The 17014-nt window shown below is 64.6% G+C and carries 13 protein-coding genes; 3 read left to right on the top strand and 10 right to left on the bottom strand.

Annotated elements, in window-relative coordinates; all coding sequences use genetic code 11:
- Positions 1-205 precede the first annotated feature (205 nt).
- Positions 206-1849, bottom strand: coding sequence for a CTP synthase (locus tag O9Z63_RS11650; RefSeq protein WP_052381539.1), 1644 nt, complete (start codon positions 1847-1849; stop codon positions 206-208).
- A 213-nt stretch (positions 1850-2062) separates the two neighbouring features.
- Here O9Z63_RS11650 and O9Z63_RS11645 point away from each other — a divergent pair, with 213 nt between their 5' ends.
- Positions 2063-3412: a D-alanyl-D-alanine carboxypeptidase/D-alanyl-D-alanine-endopeptidase gene (locus O9Z63_RS11645; RefSeq protein ID WP_270125395.1), complete on the top strand. Its 1350-nt coding sequence runs from the start codon at positions 2063-2065 to the stop codon at positions 3410-3412.
- A 254-nt stretch (positions 3413-3666) separates the two neighbouring features.
- Here the strand turns inward: O9Z63_RS11645 and O9Z63_RS11640 are convergent, their stop codons facing one another.
- Positions 3667-4389, bottom strand: a complete 723-nt coding sequence (locus tag O9Z63_RS11640) for a peroxiredoxin family protein (RefSeq protein ID WP_270125394.1) — start codon at positions 4387-4389, stop codon at positions 3667-3669.
- Positions 4390-4425: 36 nt separating this feature from the next.
- A complete protein-coding gene (locus O9Z63_RS11635; protein WP_270125393.1) occupies positions 4426-4827 on the bottom strand; it encodes a DUF4369 domain-containing protein in 402 nt (133 codons plus the stop codon).
- A gap of 310 nt (positions 4828-5137) precedes the next feature.
- Here O9Z63_RS11635 and O9Z63_RS11630 point away from each other — a divergent pair, with 310 nt between their 5' ends.
- The gene (locus O9Z63_RS11630) at positions 5138-6982 is read left to right on the top strand and encodes an FG-GAP-like repeat-containing protein (protein WP_270125392.1); all 1845 of its coding nucleotides are present in this window, start codon (positions 5138-5140) and stop codon (positions 6980-6982) included.
- A 120-nt stretch (positions 6983-7102) separates the two neighbouring features.
- On the opposite strand, the gene serA is transcribed toward O9Z63_RS11630, so the two are convergent.
- Together serA and gloA2 are read right to left on the bottom strand one after the other, a co-directional pair.
- Positions 7103-9007 (bottom strand): phosphoglycerate dehydrogenase, encoded by a 1905-nt coding sequence (gene serA / locus O9Z63_RS11625; protein WP_270125391.1) that lies wholly within the window; start codon positions 9005-9007, stop codon positions 7103-7105.
- Between the two features lie 84 nt (positions 9008-9091).
- On the bottom strand, positions 9092-9481 hold the full coding sequence (gene gloA2, locus O9Z63_RS11620) for an SMU1112c/YaeR family gloxylase I-like metalloprotein (RefSeq protein WP_270125390.1): 390 nt from the start codon (positions 9479-9481) through the stop codon (positions 9092-9094).
- A 76-nt stretch (positions 9482-9557) separates the two neighbouring features.
- Between gloA2 and O9Z63_RS11615 the strand changes: the two genes are divergently transcribed.
- The gene (locus O9Z63_RS11615; RefSeq protein WP_270125389.1) at positions 9558-10733 is read left to right on the top strand and encodes a serine hydrolase domain-containing protein; all 1176 of its coding nucleotides are present in this window, start codon (positions 9558-9560) and stop codon (positions 10731-10733) included.
- Between the two features lie 9 nt (positions 10734-10742).
- Here the strand turns inward: O9Z63_RS11615 and O9Z63_RS11610 are convergent, their stop codons facing one another.
- From O9Z63_RS11610 to O9Z63_RS11590, 5 genes are all read right to left on the bottom strand, one after another.
- Positions 10743-11459 carry a DUF421 domain-containing protein gene (locus O9Z63_RS11610; protein WP_270125388.1) on the bottom strand — a complete coding sequence of 239 codons (717 nt, stop codon included), beginning with the start codon at positions 11457-11459 and terminating at the stop codon, positions 10743-10745.
- A 129-nt stretch (positions 11460-11588) separates the two neighbouring features.
- Positions 11589-12086: a GNAT family N-acetyltransferase gene (locus O9Z63_RS11605; protein WP_270125387.1), complete on the bottom strand. Its 498-nt coding sequence runs from the start codon at positions 12084-12086 to the stop codon at positions 11589-11591.
- Between the two features lie 231 nt (positions 12087-12317).
- Entirely contained in the window at positions 12318-14291 is a 1974-nt protein-coding gene (locus O9Z63_RS11600) for a sialate O-acetylesterase (RefSeq protein WP_270125386.1), read from the bottom strand.
- A 147-nt stretch (positions 14292-14438) separates the two neighbouring features.
- Positions 14439-15704, bottom strand: coding sequence for a sugar MFS transporter (locus O9Z63_RS11595; protein WP_270125385.1), 1266 nt, complete (start codon positions 15702-15704; stop codon positions 14439-14441).
- Positions 15705-16010: 306 nt separating this feature from the next.
- On the bottom strand, positions 16011-16964 hold the full coding sequence (locus O9Z63_RS11590; RefSeq protein ID WP_270125384.1) for an aldo/keto reductase: 954 nt from the start codon (positions 16962-16964) through the stop codon (positions 16011-16013).
- Positions 16965-17014: the final 50 nt, after the last annotated feature.

Genomic DNA, 17014 nt, shown 5'->3' with positions numbered 1-17014 from the left:
CAAAAATCCGGCAACGCTGCCGCAAAGGTCGGACTTGTCAGGTTAATATTTGCCGGTCGGCGTTTTTGGCAGGAGAAATGAGTGAAAAAGCACGTCATGCAGAGCGGAGCGAAGCATCTCGCCAGTGTGGTAACTGATTCTACCACACTGGCGAGATGCTTCGCTCCGCTCTGCATGACGTGCGTTTAGCTTACGCCTCCCCGGCTTACCCCTTCCGATACTGAATGGCGGCCTTCACAAACCGTACGAACAGCGGATGCGGGTTCTGGACGGTGCTTTTCAGCTCGGGGTGAAACTGCCCGGCCACAAACCACGGGTGGTTGGCCAGCTCCACCACTTCCACCAGGCCGGTGTCGGGGTTGAGGCCCGACGGAATCATGCCGGCGGCTTCGTACTGCTTCAGATACTCGTTGTTGAACTCGTAGCGGTGGCGGTGCCGCTCGCTGATGTGGTTGCGGCCGTAGGCTTTGGCGGCTTTCGAGTTGCGGCGCAGCTCGCAGTCGTAGGCGCCCAGGCGCATGGTGCCGCCTTTCAGGGTCACGGTTTTCTGCTCCTCCATCATGGCAATGACCGGATGCGGAGTCTGGGGATTCATTTCCGTCGACGACGCCTCGGCCAAGCCCAGCACGTGGCGGCCAAACTCCACCACGGCCACCTGCATGCCCAGGCAGATGCCGAAGAACGGGATGTTGTTTTCGCGCACGTATTTCACGGCCGCAATCTTGCCCTCGAAGCCCCGCTCGCCGAAGCCCGGCGCTACCAGCACGCCATCCACGCCGTGCAGCTGTTGGGCCACGTTCTCGGCGCTCAGGTGGTCACTCTGAATGCTGCGCACGGTGACCTTGCACTCGTTCTGGGCGCCGGCGTGCACGAAGGCCTCGATGATGGATTTGTAGGCGTCGGGCAGCTCCACGTACTTGCCTACCAGTGCGATGGTTACTTCCTCGGTGGGGTTTTTCAGCCGGCCCAGGAAGTCCTTCCACACGTCCAGATCGGGCTGGGCCGCGCCGCCCTGCAGCTTCAGCTTCTTGATAACCCGCTCGTCGAGGTGCTCCTTGAGCATGAGCAGCGGCACCGAGTAGATGCTGTCGGCGTCGAGGCTTTCGATAACGGAGTTGATGTTGACGTTGCAGAACAGCGCGATTTTGCGGCGCATCTCGGCCGGAATCGGGTATTCGGAGCGGCACACCAGGATGTCGGGCTGCAGGCCGGCGCTACGCAGGTCGCGCACCGAGTGCTGGGTGGGCTTGGTTTTCAGCTCGCCGGCTGCCTTCAGGTAAGGCAGCAGCGTGAGGTGAATGACGAGGGAGCTATTTTCGGGCAAGTCCCAGCGCAACTGCCGCACCGATTCTACGAAGGGCAGGCTCTCAATGTCGCCAATCGAGCCCCCGATTTCGGTAATCACCACGTCGAACTGCCCGGTCTGGCCCAGCAGCAGCATGCGCCGCTTGATTTCGTCGGTGATGTGCGGCACTACCTGCACGGTCTTGCCGAGGTAAGCACCTTCGCGCTCCTTGGTGATGACGTGGTCGTAGATGCGACCGGTGGTGACGTTATTGGCTTGGGAAGTCGGTACGTTCAGGAACCGCTCGTAGTGGCCCAGGTCGAGGTCGGTTTCGGCGCCGTCGTCGGTTACATAACATTCGCCGTGCTCATAGGGGTTGAGCGTGCCGGGGTCGATGTTGATGTAGGGGTCGAACTTCTGGATGGTGACCCGGAAGCCGCGGGCCTGCAGCAGCTTGGCCAGCGAGGCCGAGATGATGCCTTTGCCCAGCGAGGAAGTCACTCCACCGGTGACGAAAATGTACTTGGCCGTTGCAGCCGTGGGGGTAGGGGTTCGGTCTGGCATAACGGGAAACAAAGTTAGCAGATTCGACCGGGCCGGCGGGGTTGCAGGTTGTTTATTTTGGGGTAATGGCTCAGGCAAAAAGTACAACATCAACCTTAACCCACGCAAGCGGCTACGTGGAGGCAGGGCGGAAGCTAGGCCCAGCCAAGTCGGCAGAAAAAAGCTACCAGGGCGGCAGCCGTTCTGCTGATTTCCGTGCGCATCTTGCAGCTTATGTTCGTATCCGTTTTTCGTTTGCTGGCCGGGTTGGTATTGCTGCCGCTTGGGGTTTTCGCTCAATCTGCGGCTTCGGTTCCGGCACGCAGCGCGCCCAATCCGGCCTGGCTGGAGGCTTTGGTGACTACCTCGCCGGCGCTGCGCCAGCACCACGTGGGCGTGAGTGTGGCTGATGCCACCACGGGCGAGAAGCTGTATGAGCTGAACGCCGACAAGTACTTCACGCCGGCCAGCGTCATGAAGCTGTTCAGCGTGTATGCTGGCCTGCACCTGCTCTCAGACTCGGTGCCCGCCCTGCGTTACGTGGTGCGCGGTGACAGCCTGATCTTCTGGGGTACCGGCGACCCTACGCTGCTGCACGGCGACGTGCCCAGCCGCCGCGCCCTCACCTTCCTGCAAAGCCGCCCCGAAAAGCTGTTCTACGCCGCCATTCCCAGCGTGGTGCCCTACGGCCCCGGCTGGACCTGGGATGACTACAACTACTACTACCAGCCCGAGCGGGGCGCCTTTCCGGTGTACGGCCACACGGTGCGCTTCTACGGCACGGCCGGCCGCGCCATGCCGCGCATCTACCCGCGCTTCTTCGGCCCGCTTACCCAGGCCGCGCCGGTCGGCACCCCCAACCCCCAGGACGACCACGTGCGGCGCCTGGAGCTGGAAAACAGGTTTACGGTGTTTCCGGCTTCGAAAAACTGGGTCGACGAAACCCCCTTCCGCACCAGCACCGCGCTGCTGCAGCAACTGCTGCAGGATACGCTGCGCCGCCCGGTAGGGGTAGTGCCGTTCCGCATCCAACCCCAGGATAGCGTGCGCGTGGTGCACGGCCTGCCCGTCGATTCGCTGTATCGCCGCCTGCTGCGCGTGAGCGACAATTTCCTGGCCGAGCAGCTGCTGCTGCTGTGTTCCAGCCGCCTCGGCCCCGACTCACTCAGTACGCGCCGGCCCATCCGGGTGATGCAGAAGCTCTACCTCGCCAACCTGCCCGACGCACCCCGCTGGGTGGATGGCTCCGGCCTCTCGCGCCTTAACCTCATCACGCCCCGCACCATGACCAGCCTGCTGCTGAAGCTGCACCAGGAAGTGCCCGAAGCGCGCCTGCTGAGTTTGCTGGCGGCCGGTGGCGGCCAGGGCACGCTGCGCCGCCGCTACCGCCCGGTGGCCGGCCAGCCGTGGCTGTGGGGCAAAACCGGCACGCTCACCAACAACCACAACCTGGTAGGTTACCTGCGCACAAAATCAGGCCGGCTGCTCGCCTTCAGCTTTATGAATAACAACATGCCCGGCGACGATGCCTCCGTGCGCGCCGAAATGGAGCGCATCCTGACGCAGGTGCGGGAGCGGCTGTAGGGGAGCGTGCCAGACTCCTGCCGCCGTCGGATGCTACCGGCAGCTGGCAAAAATCAGAGTGGCTGACTACTTGAGCCAAGTTGCAGAGCAGGCCCTGCGGCTCTTTCAGTCGTCGGACCGGTAGCGGGGTGCACGAGGCGGCCGAGGCTGGCAACACGTGCCCGATGCGCCAACGAAGACCGGTCCGACGGCTAAAGAGCCGCCGGACCGGAGCCCTTGCCAATGGCCGCCATATCGTCCGCCACTTGGGTTAGCTACGGCGCGACCGGCAGCAGGCGGGCCAGTGTCGCGCGCAGCTCTTCGCCGTGTAGGTTGGTGGCCACAATGGTGCCGTTTGGGTCGAGGAGGAAGTTTTGCGGGATGGCCCGCACGTTGTAGAGCGGGGCCACGCCCTGCTGCCAGCCGCCCGGCGTCCAGAGCTGCTGCCAGGGCAGGTGGTCGTCCAGCACGGCCTTCAGCCAAGAAGCGCGGCCGCGGACCTCGTCCAGCGAGATGCCCACCACCTCGAAGTTGCGGGCTTTGAACTGGTTGTAATACTGAATCAGATTGGGGTTGTCGCGGCGGCAGGGGCCGCACCAGCTGGCCCAGAAGTCCACCAGCACGTATTTGCCACGGTATTCGGCCAGCGTCACGAGCTTACCTTCAGGTGTAGGTAGGCTGAAGTCGGGGGCGGCGGCGCCCACCGCCACCCGCTTCAGGGCCGCTACCTGCTCGCCGTAGGCCTGGCCCTGCGCCGTGGCTTTCAGGGCCTCGTCGAGGCCGGCAAACAGTGGGGCCACCACGGTGTAGCTCGGGATGGGGCCACCGATTTCCTCCACCGCGTCGAGGCTGACAAGACTGCCGGGGTGCGTTTTGATGAAGCTGACCTGCAGCGCCTGTATGGCCGGCTCGGTGGTTTTCTGCTGCGCATCCAGCCGCTGCACAATGCCGGACGCCTGACGCTTCTCGGGCGGTGTGGCGTAATACTCGCGCAGCAAAGCGTCCAGCGGAGCCCGCAGCGGCCGAATTTGCCGCTACAGCTGCTGGAAATCGGTGTTGAGCGGCCCGCCTGCGATAGTCGCGTTGCCCAGCGAGTCGGGGCTGGTGAAGCTGATCTGGCCTTTTTCCAGGTAGAAGAGGCAGTTGTCGGCCTGGCCGGTGAGCAGGCGCCGGCGCTTGCCCTGCTGCACCAGCACCAGCCGGCCGCGGGAGGGCAGCAGCAGGGTGCCCCGTAGCTGGAAGGCGCCGTTTTTCACGATGGCCGAATCGGTGATGGCGCCTTGGTAGGGTCCTTCGCGCCGCAAGAATACCTTGGCCGGACCGCTAAGCGGGCCCAGCTGGCCTTTGAGCACGAACGTGGCGGGTGCCTGGGCCTGCGCCCGGGCGAGGGCGCCGCCGCCCAGCAGCAGCGCCAATAACAGGGGAATACGATACATGGATGTGGTAAGAAAATAACGTTGCGCGGGCTAAGATAGAAACAGTTGCCAGGATGTGGAAAGGCCAGTGCGCGGCCTAGATGCGGCCCGGGCGTGCTGGCTATAAGAATAAACCCAGAATGGGAATGTCTGCCTGACACCCGCATGGTTGGTACGGAAAAAGAATAGCGTTCAACTGCAAAACAGCTGCGTTGGGCGAAACCATTCGGGCGGAGGCTCATAGTGGGAATAGCTTTGTCACAATGAGACACCAGCCGACCATAGTGTAACGGCGGCTTTGCTCTGATTTCGCTCTTCTTTTCCTGCTCCTATGCGCTTCGCTTTACTCTCTGGTTGCTCACTGCTGACCCTAGCCACGCTCGGCTTGCCGGCCGCGGCCCAGGCCCAGGCCCCCACCATCACCAGTTTCACGCCCGCTACGGCGGCCCCCGGTTCTACCGTGACCGTCACCGGCACCAACCTGAACGGGTTTACGGCCGTGCAACTGAACGGCCAGCGGGTGTCGGCTACGTCCAGCCTGCTGCTGCCGGCCTCCAGCCTGACCTTCGTGGTGCCGATTGCCGCCGGCTCGGGCAGCTTCGCCATCACCACGGCTGCCGGCACGGCCGTCAGCGCCACCAAGCTGGGCATCACGCGCACGTCGTCGTCGCAGAACTACCCCCAGGCTACTCCTTCGACAACTGGCACGACTGCTACCGGCAACTTTTCCACGCCCGTAGTCTGCGACCTAGACGCCGACGGCCGGCTGGAGCTGCTGGTCGGGCAGGGTAACGGCACTATGATAGTGTATGAGCAGACGGCCGCAAACGGCGCGTTCAGCACCACCGGCACCCTGCTCACCCTTTCCCCTAGTGGTACTATCGACGTGGGGAACTTCGCCAAGCCTACCGTCACGGACCTGGACAGCGACGGCCTGCAGGAAATTCTGGTAGGCGAGGAGCTGGGGAAAGTGCAGATTTATGAGCAGACCGCACGCACCGGCGCCGGGGCTCTCACCTTCGACGCGGGGTCCACGCTGTTCCCTAATCCTTATGGCGTGGTGACAACCGCGGGCACGGCCAGCGCCAACGCCGGCTCCTATGCCCGGCCCACCATCACGGACTTCGACGGCGACGGCCGGATTGACATTCTGGTGGGCGCCAACGACGGCACCATCCGGCGCTACGAGCAGAACACGCTCCGCGCCAATACCACGGCGGGCTTCACCGACCTGGGCAGCATCAAGCTCGGCGACGGCACCCCGCTGGATGCGGGCAGCGTGAGCAAGCCGCTGGTGACCGACTACGACGGCGACGGCAAGCTGGACCTGGTGGTAGGCACGCTGGCCGGTGCCGTGAAGCTGTACACGCAGACCGCCGTGAACCGCGCCACGTTCACCTTTGTGCGCGACCTGAGCACGGCCGGCACGGATGCCACGGTTATTAATATGGGCAACTCCGGTACCAATCCCAGCAATGTGAACGGCTACGCGGCCCCCGCCGTCACGGACCTGGACGGCGACGGCCTGCTGGATTTGTTTATCGGCAACGCTAATGGCTCTGTGTTCCGCTATGAGCAGAGCACCTCCGCCACCAGCCCCACCATCACGGCCCCGCTACCCGTCGTGCTGAAATCCTTTGGCGGCCAGGCCACGGCCGAAGGTGCGCTGCTGCGCTGGAGCACGGCGCAGGAAGTGAACAGCGACAACTTCACGCTGGAGCGCTCGGCCGACGGCCGCACCTTCCAGCCGGTAGCCCAGTTGCCAGCCGCCGGCAACAGCACGGCGACGCGCAGCTACCAGTACGAGGATGCTTCAGCTGAGGCCCGGAGCCTGACTACCAGCTACTACCGCCTGCAGCAGCAGGACCTGGACGGTACCGTTACTGTTTCGCCGGTGGTGGTGGTGCGCCGCTCGGGCAGCACGCAGGCAGTTGGTACGGCATCGCCGAACCCATTCAGCCAGGAGCTGTACGTGGCCCTGCCGGCCGGCACTGAGCCGCAGCCCACGCAGGTAACACTGACCACGCTGACCGGGGCCACGGTATACTCGGCCAAGCTGCTGCTGTCGGCAAGCCCGCAATTGCTGCCGGCCCTGCCGGAGCTGAAAAGCGGCCTGTATCTGCTGCAGCTCACCACGGCTACCAAGAGCACCACGCAACGTGTAGTGCGGCAATAGCAGTACTTTCTCAAACGCCAAACGGCCGCTCCGAGCTTCGGAGCGGCCGTTTGGCGTTTTTTCAGCCAGAAGGATTGAGTATTGATTACTCGCTACTAATATCGAACGACCCCACACTTTTTAATACAGCACCCGGAACTTGATGGTATGCTCCACGTCGCGCAGGGCCTGGATGACTTCGGGGGCGTACTGCTTGTCGATGTCGGTGATGACGTAGCCGATGTGCTCGTTGGTTTTCAGGTACTGGCCCAGGATGTTGACGTGGTGCTGGGCCAGCACGTTGTTGATGCGGGCCAGCACGCCGGGCACGTTGTGGTGAATGTGGATGAGGCGGTGGGCCTGCTGCTCGGGCAGCTGAATGTTGGGGAAGTTGACGCTCTGCTGGGTGTTGCCGGTGTTCACGTACTGCATAATCCGCTCGGGTACAAACTCGGCGATGTTGCGCTGGGCCTCGGCGGTGCTGCCCCCGATGTGGGGCGTGAGCAGTACGTTGGGCAGGCCCCGCAGCTCGCTCTCGAAGGCTTCCTGGTTGGTTTTGGGCTCGTAGGGAAACACATCCACGGCGGCCCCGCCCAGGTGGCCTGAGCGGAGCACGGCGGCCAGGGCCGGCACGTCCACCACGTGGCCGCGTGCATTGTTGAGCAGCAGCGCGCCGGGCTTCATCAGGGCCAGCTCGCGTGCCCCGATGAGGTTGGTGTTTTCCCGGCGGCCGTCCACGTGCAGGGTCACGATGTCGGCCTGCTGCAGCAGCTCGTCGAGGGTGCGGCACTTCACGGCGTTGCCCAGCTGCAGCTTTTCGGCCACGTCGTAGTAGAGCACCTGCAGGCCGATGGCCTCGGCCACCACCGACAGCTGCGAGCCGATGTTGCCGTAGCCCACGATGCCCAGCTTCTTGCCACGCACCTCAAACGAGCCCCCGGCCGACTTATCCCACTCGCCGCGGTGCATCTTGGGGTTTTTCTCGGGGATGCGGCGGGCCAGCATGATGATTTCGCCCAGGGCCAGCTCCACCACCGAGCGGGTGTTGCTGAACGGGGCGTTGAACACGGCAATGCCTTTTTTCATGCAGCCGGTGAGGTCAATCTGGTTGGTGCCGATGCAGAACGCGCCCACCGCAATGAGGCGGTTGGCGGCCTCCAGCACCCGCGGTGTCACCTGGGTTTTGCTCCGGATGCCCAGGATGCTCACGCCCTCGATGCGGGCGGCCATTTCGTCCTCGTCGAGGCCGCCGGGCACGCTTTCCACCTGGTAGCCTTCCTGGCGGAACAGCTCGGCGGCGCGCGGGTCGGGGTTTTCGAGGAGCAGGACTTTGATGCGGTTCTTGGGATACGAAAGGGTCATCGGGAGCTTGTTCTGGTAGAGAAATTCGTCGAAGGAGGGCAGCACTTCATCGGCGCGGGCCACCACGGCGTCGCGGGTCACGTTTTCGGTGAAGGCGTAGAAGCGGTCGGCCAAGCCGGCTTCCCGGATCTGGTAGTCGGTGTAGCCGTCGCCGAGGGCGTACACGGGGCCGTGCAAATCAAGCTGGCGCAACTGCAGGATTTTGCCGCCGTCCTGGCTGAGCGGGTTGGTGGCGTCGAAGCCCGTAATGCGGCCCTCGGCGTCGAAGGTGAAGGTGTTGGCCAGCACGTGGTCGGCGTCGATGCCGAACTCGGCCACCACCGGCTCAATGAACTCGCGGAAGCCGCTGCTCACGATGTACACCCGGCCCGGAAACTGCTCGAAGAAGCCCCGGTTGCGGCGGATGCTCTCCGACACCTTGCCCTTCAGCCGCTCCACCAGCAGCCCGATATGCTCGCGCTGGGCCGGCAGCAAAGCCAGTCGCTGCCGCAGCGACTCCGAAAACTTCAGCTCCCCGCTCATGCCCCGGTCGGTGAGGGCGCGGATGGCGGCTACTACTTCCGCCCGGTTGGGCTGGCCGGTGAGGGCAATGTCGGCCAGCTCGTCGAGGCCTTCCACCTGGGTAAACGTACTGTCGAAATCAATGATGAGGTAGGGGAGTGGTGCGGGGTTGTCGGGTATCATGGGGGCAAGGTAGGGGGCGGCGGGCAATAGCGCACAAGTCGGCCCCAGCCCATTCTACGATTTCCCAACCCACCGCGGCCCGGTTCAGACCTCGTAAAACTCCAGCGGCAGGCCGTCGGGGTCCTCAATAAAGGTGAAGCGCCGGCCCGTAAACTCGTCCGTCCGGATGGGTTCCGAGGCCACGCCGTGGGTGGTGAGGTGGCGCACGGTGGCTTCAATGTCCGACACGGCAAAGGCCAAGTGGCGCAGGCCGGCGGCCTCGGGCCGGGTAGGGCGGGGCGGCGGCTCGGGGAAGGAAAACAGCTCGATGACGTACTGCTCGCCCAAAGCCAGGTCCAGCTTCCACGACTGCCGGGCCTCGCGGTACACCTCCCGCAGGACGCGCAGCCCCAGCACCTCGGTGTAAAACCGTTTGGAGCGGGCGTAGTCGGCGCTGATAATGGCAATGTGGTGGATGTGAAGTAAGGGGATCATGAAGTGCGGAACGTTCAGTAGGGCAATATTGATGGAAAATCTTTTCTTCGTTTGGTAATCAATCAGTTTGGGCAGCATGAAAGCACTTTTCCTCCTTGCGGGAGTTCTGGCGGCAACCCAGCCTTTGGCGGCGCAACCGGCCCGGCCGTTTCACACCCTCGACGGCCGCACGCTCCGCCCCGCCGATATGGACCGCACCGTGCAGAAACTCCTGGATTCGGCCCGGGTAACGGGGCTGGCGGTGGCCCTACTGGAAAACAACCAGGTACGCTATCTGCGCACATTTGGCTACCGCAACGCTGCTGAAAAAGCTCCGATGGAGCCCTATACGGCTATGTATGGGGCGTCTTTGAGCAAAGCCGTATTTGCTTGCTTGGTTATGCAGTTGGTGCAGGCCGGCCAGCTCGACCTCGACAAGCCGTTGCACGAGTATGTGGGCCGGCCGATTCCGGAGCTACCTGGCTGGCAGGATCTGGCTGGTGATGAGAGATGGCGCAAACTAACGGCCCGCATGGCCCTCAGCCACACCACCGGCCTGCCCAACTGGCGCTGGATTGAGCCCGACAAAAAGCTGCGGTTTAAATTCGAGCCCGGGGCCCGCTACGGCTACTCCGGCGAGGGCCTGCAACTACTGCAAGTAGCGGTGGAAACCATTGCTGGCAAAAGCCTGCTGCAGCTCAGTGAAGAACGGTTATGGAAGCCGTTGGGCCTCGCACGCACCAGCTACGTGTGGCAGCCTGCCTTCGAGGCCAACTATGCGCTGGGCTACGACGAACAGGGCCAACCGTTGGAAAAGCGCCGCCGCGCCAAAGCCCAGGCCGCCGGTTCGCTCGAAACTACCCCCGCCGACTACGCCGCGTTTCTAGCCGCTCTTATGCAGGGCCGGGTACTGCCGCCCGCCGCGTTGGCCGAAATGATCCGCCCCCAAGTCCTAATTCCTTTCCGGGCGCAGTTTGGGCCGCTGGCTACGGTGGCCGCCCCGGACAGCAACCGCACCATTCAGCTGGCCTATGGGCTGGGGTGGGGTGTTTTTCAGACTGCATACGGACCAGCCTATTTCAAGGAAGGCCACGATGACGGCTGGGAAAACCACAGCGTGGTGTTTCCACAGCAGAAAAAAGCGCTGCTCCTGATGGGCAACAGTTCCAATGCCGACAAACTATTCCGGCCGCTGCTAATGCAGTTGCTTGGTGACACAGCTACGCCCTGGCAGTGGGAAAACTACGTGCCGTACAACTACACAGAAAAATAATCTGGCCGCTTACGCAATGCGCTTGGCGTCGCAGGCCGGAATCCACTGGTCCTGGTGGCAGCTGGTGCAGCGGGCCAGCTCGCCTTTGGCCAGCGTCTGGATATGGGCGCAGCAGGCGCAGGCGTGCTGGCCGGCCTGCTCCACGCGGTGGCGCTTGTCGGTTTTGCGCTCAGGCCAGATGGGTAGGCCGGGGCGCACGTCCTCATCGGCAAAGAAATAGATGCTGACCTCGCCGGTGGCCTCGATGTAGGCGCGGCGCACCTGGCCCAGGTGCTCCACCTGGCGCAGCCGCAGCTCCCCAAACAGCTCCTTCTGGGTGAGGTTTTGCTTGGTGAAGTTGGGTAGGTTGATTTCGCCATCCTCCACCAGCAGCACGGGTGCTCCTTCCAGCCAGTCGGAAAACTTCGGAAACCGCTCGGTGAGGCGGTTGAACAGCAGATACAGTCCGGAAATGACCACAAACACTACGGCCGCGTGCAGTAGCGGCGTATCGTGGTAGAGCATGGCGTCGCCGGCGGCCGAGCCCAGGGCCAGGATGATGCTCAGCTCGAAGATGGACAGCTGCCGCACCCCGCGCCGGCCGGTTACGCGTAGCGCCCCGATAATCATCAGATAAGTCAGCACGCAGCGCACCACCACTTCCAGCAGGAACAGCGGCGGAGCTTCGTCGGAAAGCAGAATACGGTTCCAGTCGAAGGGCTGGATATCGGCGGCAAACAGGGGCATGGGCAGAAGGCAGCGGGGCCGGATAAAAGCGGATAGCGTATCGGCACCCCGGCCCGATGGGGGTGCCATCGGGCCGGGGCACGCAACCGGTCTAACGCAAGGCCCGGCCCGGTAGTTGGGCCGGCGCGGCTATTCGGGCCAGTCGTGGGGGCCGGGCGGGGGCTGTAGGGGCAGCATGAGGTGGTAGGTGGTTGGTGCGAAGCCCATGGCCGCCCAGAACCGCTGGCCGCCCTCGTTGGGCACGGCTACCTGCAGTTCCAGATGGTCGGCGCCCTGCTGCTGCAGCCACTCGCGGGCCGCCAGAAACAGCTCCCGCCCGATGCCCAGCCGCCGGAAGGGCGGGCGCACCATGGTTTCGGCGATATAGCCGCGCCGCTTGTAGTGCAGGGCGGGGTTGCCGGGCTGGTAGAGGGCAATAAGTAGGCCGGCCAACCCGTCGGGCGCTTCGGCCACGAAAAACCGCGTTTGGGGCTCGCGCAGGCGGCCCAGCAGCACCTGCTTCAGCTCCACCTCGGCCCGGCGGTGGTACCCGAACACGGGGTGGTAGGGGGCGTGCGCGTCCATCAGCTCGCACCAGAGGCGGTACACAGCGTGCAGGTCGGAGCGGGTGGCCGGGCGGATAATCATGCAGTCGAACAGGACGTAAAAGCGGCAAGTTGCCAGAGAAATGCCGGAATTAAAGGCCTCGGGGCCGGAAAACCGGCCGGTTTTTCGGAAGGAGTCTGCTGCTAACCCCCGGCCCGCCGGGATGTTTGGGCCCCGCCACAGCGGCCACAAGGCGCTACGGTGGTGGGTAGCGCAGCCGACGCGCCTTGTGGTCGTCGTGTCCCCGGGCCTATATTTTCCGCTGAATCGGCCTTACTCCCCGGCGCGGAACGGCGGGGCCGGCAGACCCTGCTTGTTGTAAAGCGTGGCCGAGCGACTATTACCCCAGGCATAGCGCACGGCCACCGGATTTGGCACGCCGGCTGCCCGCAACACGAGGGCGCTGCCCTGCACTTCGGCGGTAGCCCACACAAACCGCCGGTCGGGCCCGGCTATGGCGAAGCTGCTGCGTCCGGCCCCGGCCACCGCGGCTGGCTTCAGCACTAGGCCGCCGCCGACGTTATCGAAGCGCACCGTGAGGCTGCCGCGGCCCGGCGTGACGCCCGCCACGGTGGGGCCCGAGGCCACCAGCGTGGTTTCGCCGTAGGCCAGGCGGCGGGCGGCCAGCGCCAGGCGGCGGCCTACGTCCAACTTATTGAGCGGGTGAATGTCGTTGACGTTGCCCAGATCCAAGGCGACGGCCATGGCTGTGCGCGGCACCGTGCGGCTCACGTAGCGCTGAGCCTCGCGCAGTTCGGCCCAGGCAGAAGTGGCAGGCTCCGGCGGGTCGGGCTGGTAGGCGGCCAGCTGCACGAACAGAAACGGCAGGGCCGGCTGCTGCCAGCGCTGGCGCCAGTCCTGAATCAGGGCCGGGAATAGCGTGCGGTATTGGGTGGCGCGGTCGGCGTTGCTTTCGCCCTGGTACCAGATGATGCCTTTCAGCGCGTAGGGCAGCAGCGGCGCAATCATACCGTTGAAGAGGGCCGTGGGCGCGTTGTTGGGGCCGCCGGCCAGCGGGTTGGGTGGGCGGGTGGCGGGGTCCTGGGCCAGGCGGTAGTGCCAGGCGCCGGCCAGCGGCACCGTGAGGCCGCCCACCACGGCCGACATATCCGCAGGCTGACCCCAGAGGCCGCCCCCGCCGCCGTTGTCGGTAACGCGCACGGCCACTACGTTGCGGCCGGCCCGTACCAGCTCGGCCGGCACTGTGTAGCGCCGCAGCTGGTCGTAGCCGCGCGTGCCTCCGATGGCGACGCCGTTAAAGAAAGTACTATCCTGGTCATCGACTTTGGCCAGGGTGAGCGTGAGCGGCTGGCCGGCGGCCGTGGCGGGCAGCGTCAGGTCGCGGCGCAGCCACACAATACCGTCGAGGTCGTGCAGGGCCGGCACCAGATTTTCCCAGTAGCCCGGCAGCGGCATCGTGGGCCAGTCGGTGGTGGAAAGGGCTGGGTCGGCCCACGACGGGCGGCCCGGCAGCAGGCCCTGGTCCTGGCCGGCGGGGCTTTGCTGCCAGGCGTTGAGGCGCGCGGCGTAGGCAGCTTCCTGCTCGGCAAACGAGCTGCTCTGTTGCTGCAGCGCCGCCACCGATGCCCGGAAATCGGGCAGCTGCTGCAACGCTTCGGCGCTAACCCAGGCTTCGGCCACGGTACCGCCCCAGTCGGCCGCAATCAGCCCCACCGGCACGTTGTAGCGCCGCAGCAGGTCGCGCCCGAAGTAGTAGGCCACGGCCGAAAACTCCGCGGCCGACTCCGGGGTGCAGGGCTGCCACTCGCCACCGGCCAGCTCGGCCTGGGGGCGCAGCTCGGGGCGGTTGGGCACCGCAAACAGCCGCAGGTTGGGGAAGCGGGCGGCGGCGGTTTCGGCGGGGCCGTTGGCGGCGCGGAGCAGCGTCCACTCCATATTCGACTGCCCCGAGGCCAGCCACACGTCGCCGACCAGCACATCGGTGAGGCGCAGGGTGTTGGAGGCCTGCACCGTCAGCTCGAACGGCCCGCCGGGGGCCTGGGCCGGCAGCGTGAGCTGCCAGCGGCCGTCGGGGCCGGCGGTGGCATGGGCCTGCGCTGCCCGGAACGCTACGCGCACCACTTCGCCCGGCTCGGCCCAGCCCCAGAGCGGCAGCGGCACATTGCGCTGCAGCACCATGTGCGAGCCCACCAGCCGCGGCAGCCGCACGGCAGCCCGGGCTGGCAAGGTCAGCAAAGCCAGCAGCAGGCTCGGAATCAGGAGAGGAGAAAAGCGGCGTAGAAGCATGATGGATGGCATATAAGGCAGGCCTGCCTGGTCGGATGCAGAAAGTGCCGACTCTAAAGTTCAATCGTACCCAAATACGCAAACACTCCGGGCCGGCTGCCTGAAAAGCCGCCAACCCGGAGTGTTTTACTGAAAAAACCGAAGCTCTTACGCTTCTGTGGTTTTGTGGCCTGAGATGCCGTACCACAGAATGTAGGCGTAGCACAGTACGGGCAGGATGAAGGCCCACCGCAGGGTGCTGGCATCGGCCACCAAACCAAACAGCAGTGGCACCACGGCGCCGCCCACAATGGCCACGTTCAGCAGGCCCGAGGCCTCCTCGGTGTGGCGGCCCAGGCCGGCCACGGCCAGCGTGAAGATGGTGGCAAACATGATGGAGTTCATTAGACCCACAGCCAGCAAACTCCACATGGCCACTTCGCCGGTGGTGCTTACCGAAATCAGCACCAGCAGCACGGCGCCCAGCGCGTTGAAGGCCAGCAGGCGGCCGGGGTTGAACTTGTTGAGCAAATACGCGCCCAGGAAACGGCCTACCATGGCGCCGCCCCAGTAATAGGCTACTTTGTCGCCGGCTACTTTTGGAGCCAGGTTCATTACGTCGGGCAAGTGCAGGTAGCTCACGATGTGCGAGCCGATGGCCACTTCGCCGCCTACGTAGGCGAAAATGCCCACCATGCCCAGCACCAGATGGCGGTAGTGCCAGGCGTGGCGGCCGGGTACGTCTTCGGTCTGGGCGTGTGAGATAACTGGCAGCTTCAGCATGCCCAGCAGGATGCTGATCAGGATCAGGACGCCGCCGATGGCCAGGTAGGGCACCTGCACGGCGCGCACATCAATGGCGGCGGCCGACGTAGCCGTATTTAGGTCGGGCAGGTTCGACAGGATCAGGGCCGAGCCCAGCAGCGGGGCCACTGTGGTACCCAGCGAGTTGAAGGCCTGCGTGAGCGTGAGGCGGGCCGGGGCCGACTTGGCTGGGCCCAGAATGGCTACGTAGGGGTTGCCGGCTACCTGCAGCAGCACCACGCCCGTAGCCAGTACGAACAGCGCGCCCAGAAATAGACCGTAGGAGCGGCTTTCGGCGGCCGGATAAAACAGAAAGGCGCCCAGGGCCGCTACCAGAAAGCCCAGCAGCATGCCGCCCTTGTAGCCCAGGCGCTCCACGGCCTTACCGGCCGGAATGCCCATCACGAAGTAAGCGCCGAAAAAGCAGAGGTTAATAAAGTTGGCCTGGGTGTAGGAGAGGCTGAAAATGGCCTTCAGATACGGAATCAGAATGTCGTTCAGACAGGTAATAAACCCCATCATGAAAAACAGCACCGTGAGCGAGGCCAGCGCCGAGGTATAGCGCGGGGCCTGCTGGCCGGGTGGCGTGTCGGTGGGGGTAGGGAAGGAGGAGGTGATGGGAGCAGCCATAGAAAAACCGGGGAGAGAGGGTGCCGATAGGTGCGAAAACAGCAGTGGAAAGAATAAGCGGGGGAAAAATAGGCAATCCTACGCTACCACTGCAAAAAACTGACTGCTGGCCCTAGCCCACTTCCCGGCGGCAGCCGGCCACCTGTTCAGAAACCCCGCCAGCAAAACGGCCCACCGCCTCCAGAGAGGCAGCAGGCCGTTGACCGAAGTGGAAAGGCTGCATTAGGGGCGCTGCCGTTGTCGGCTGTAGCGCGAACTTTGTAGTTCGCGCTACTGTCGGCCCCGCAGTTCCAACCACTCACTGGACTACGCGCTGGCCTCGTTCAGAGCGCGCATGTCCTCCTCGCTCAGGTGAAGGGCCGTGGCGCCGAGCAACTCCTGCACCTGTTCGGCGGTAGTGGCGCTGGCAATGGGGGCCGTGAGGCCGGGGCGGGCCATAATCCAAGCCAGCGCCACCTGGGCGGGCGTGGCGCCAGCGTGGCGGGCCACCACGGCGTCGAGGGCGGCCAGGATGCCGCGGCCCCGGTCGTTGAGGTATTTGGGGCCGATGCTGCTGCCGCGGACGCTCTTGGCGAGGTCGGCGTCGGTGCGGTACTTGCCCGTAAGGAAGCCCGAGGCCAGCCCGAAGTACGGAATCACGCCCAAGCCGTGCTCCTGGCAGAGTGGCAGCACGTCGGTTTCCAGCTTGGCGCGCTCGTAGAGGTTGTATTCGGGCTGCAGGCTTTCGTAGCGGGGCAGGTTGTGCTGGGTGCTGGCCTCCAAGGCCTCGCGCAGGCGGCTGGCCGAGAAGTTGCTGGCCCCGATGGCGCGCACCTTACCTTCTTTGATGAGGTCGGCGTAGGCTTCCAGCGGCTCCGTGACGGGCAGCGTTTCGTCGTCCTGGTGGCTCTGGTACAGGTCGATGTAGTCGGTTTTCAGGCGCTGCAGGGAGGCTTCCACCGAGCGGCGGATGTAGTCTTTGGCCAGGCCCTTCGAGCCGTCGCCCATCTGCATGCCCACCTTCGTGCAGATGAGCACGTCGTCGCGGCGGCCGCGCTGCTGCAGCCACTTTCCGATAACGGTTTCCGACTCGCCGCCCTGGTGGCCGGGCACCCAGGCCGAGTACATATTGGCCGTGTCGATGGCGTTGCCGCCGCCGGCCACAAAGGCGTCGAGCACGCGGAAGGACGCGGCTTCGTCGGCTGTCCAGCCAAACACGTTGCCGCCCAGCACGAGCGGGGCGAGCTGCAGGCCGGAGCGGCCCAGTTCACGGTGTTGCATATTTTTAGGTGATGGGGTGATGGGGTGATGGGGTGAATCGTGACAGGTGA

This window comes from Hymenobacter yonginensis (assembly GCF_027625995.1).
Lineage (GTDB): Bacteria > Bacteroidota > Bacteroidia > Cytophagales > Hymenobacteraceae > Hymenobacter > Hymenobacter yonginensis.
This window is presented reverse-complemented; position numbering and strand designations above follow the sequence as displayed.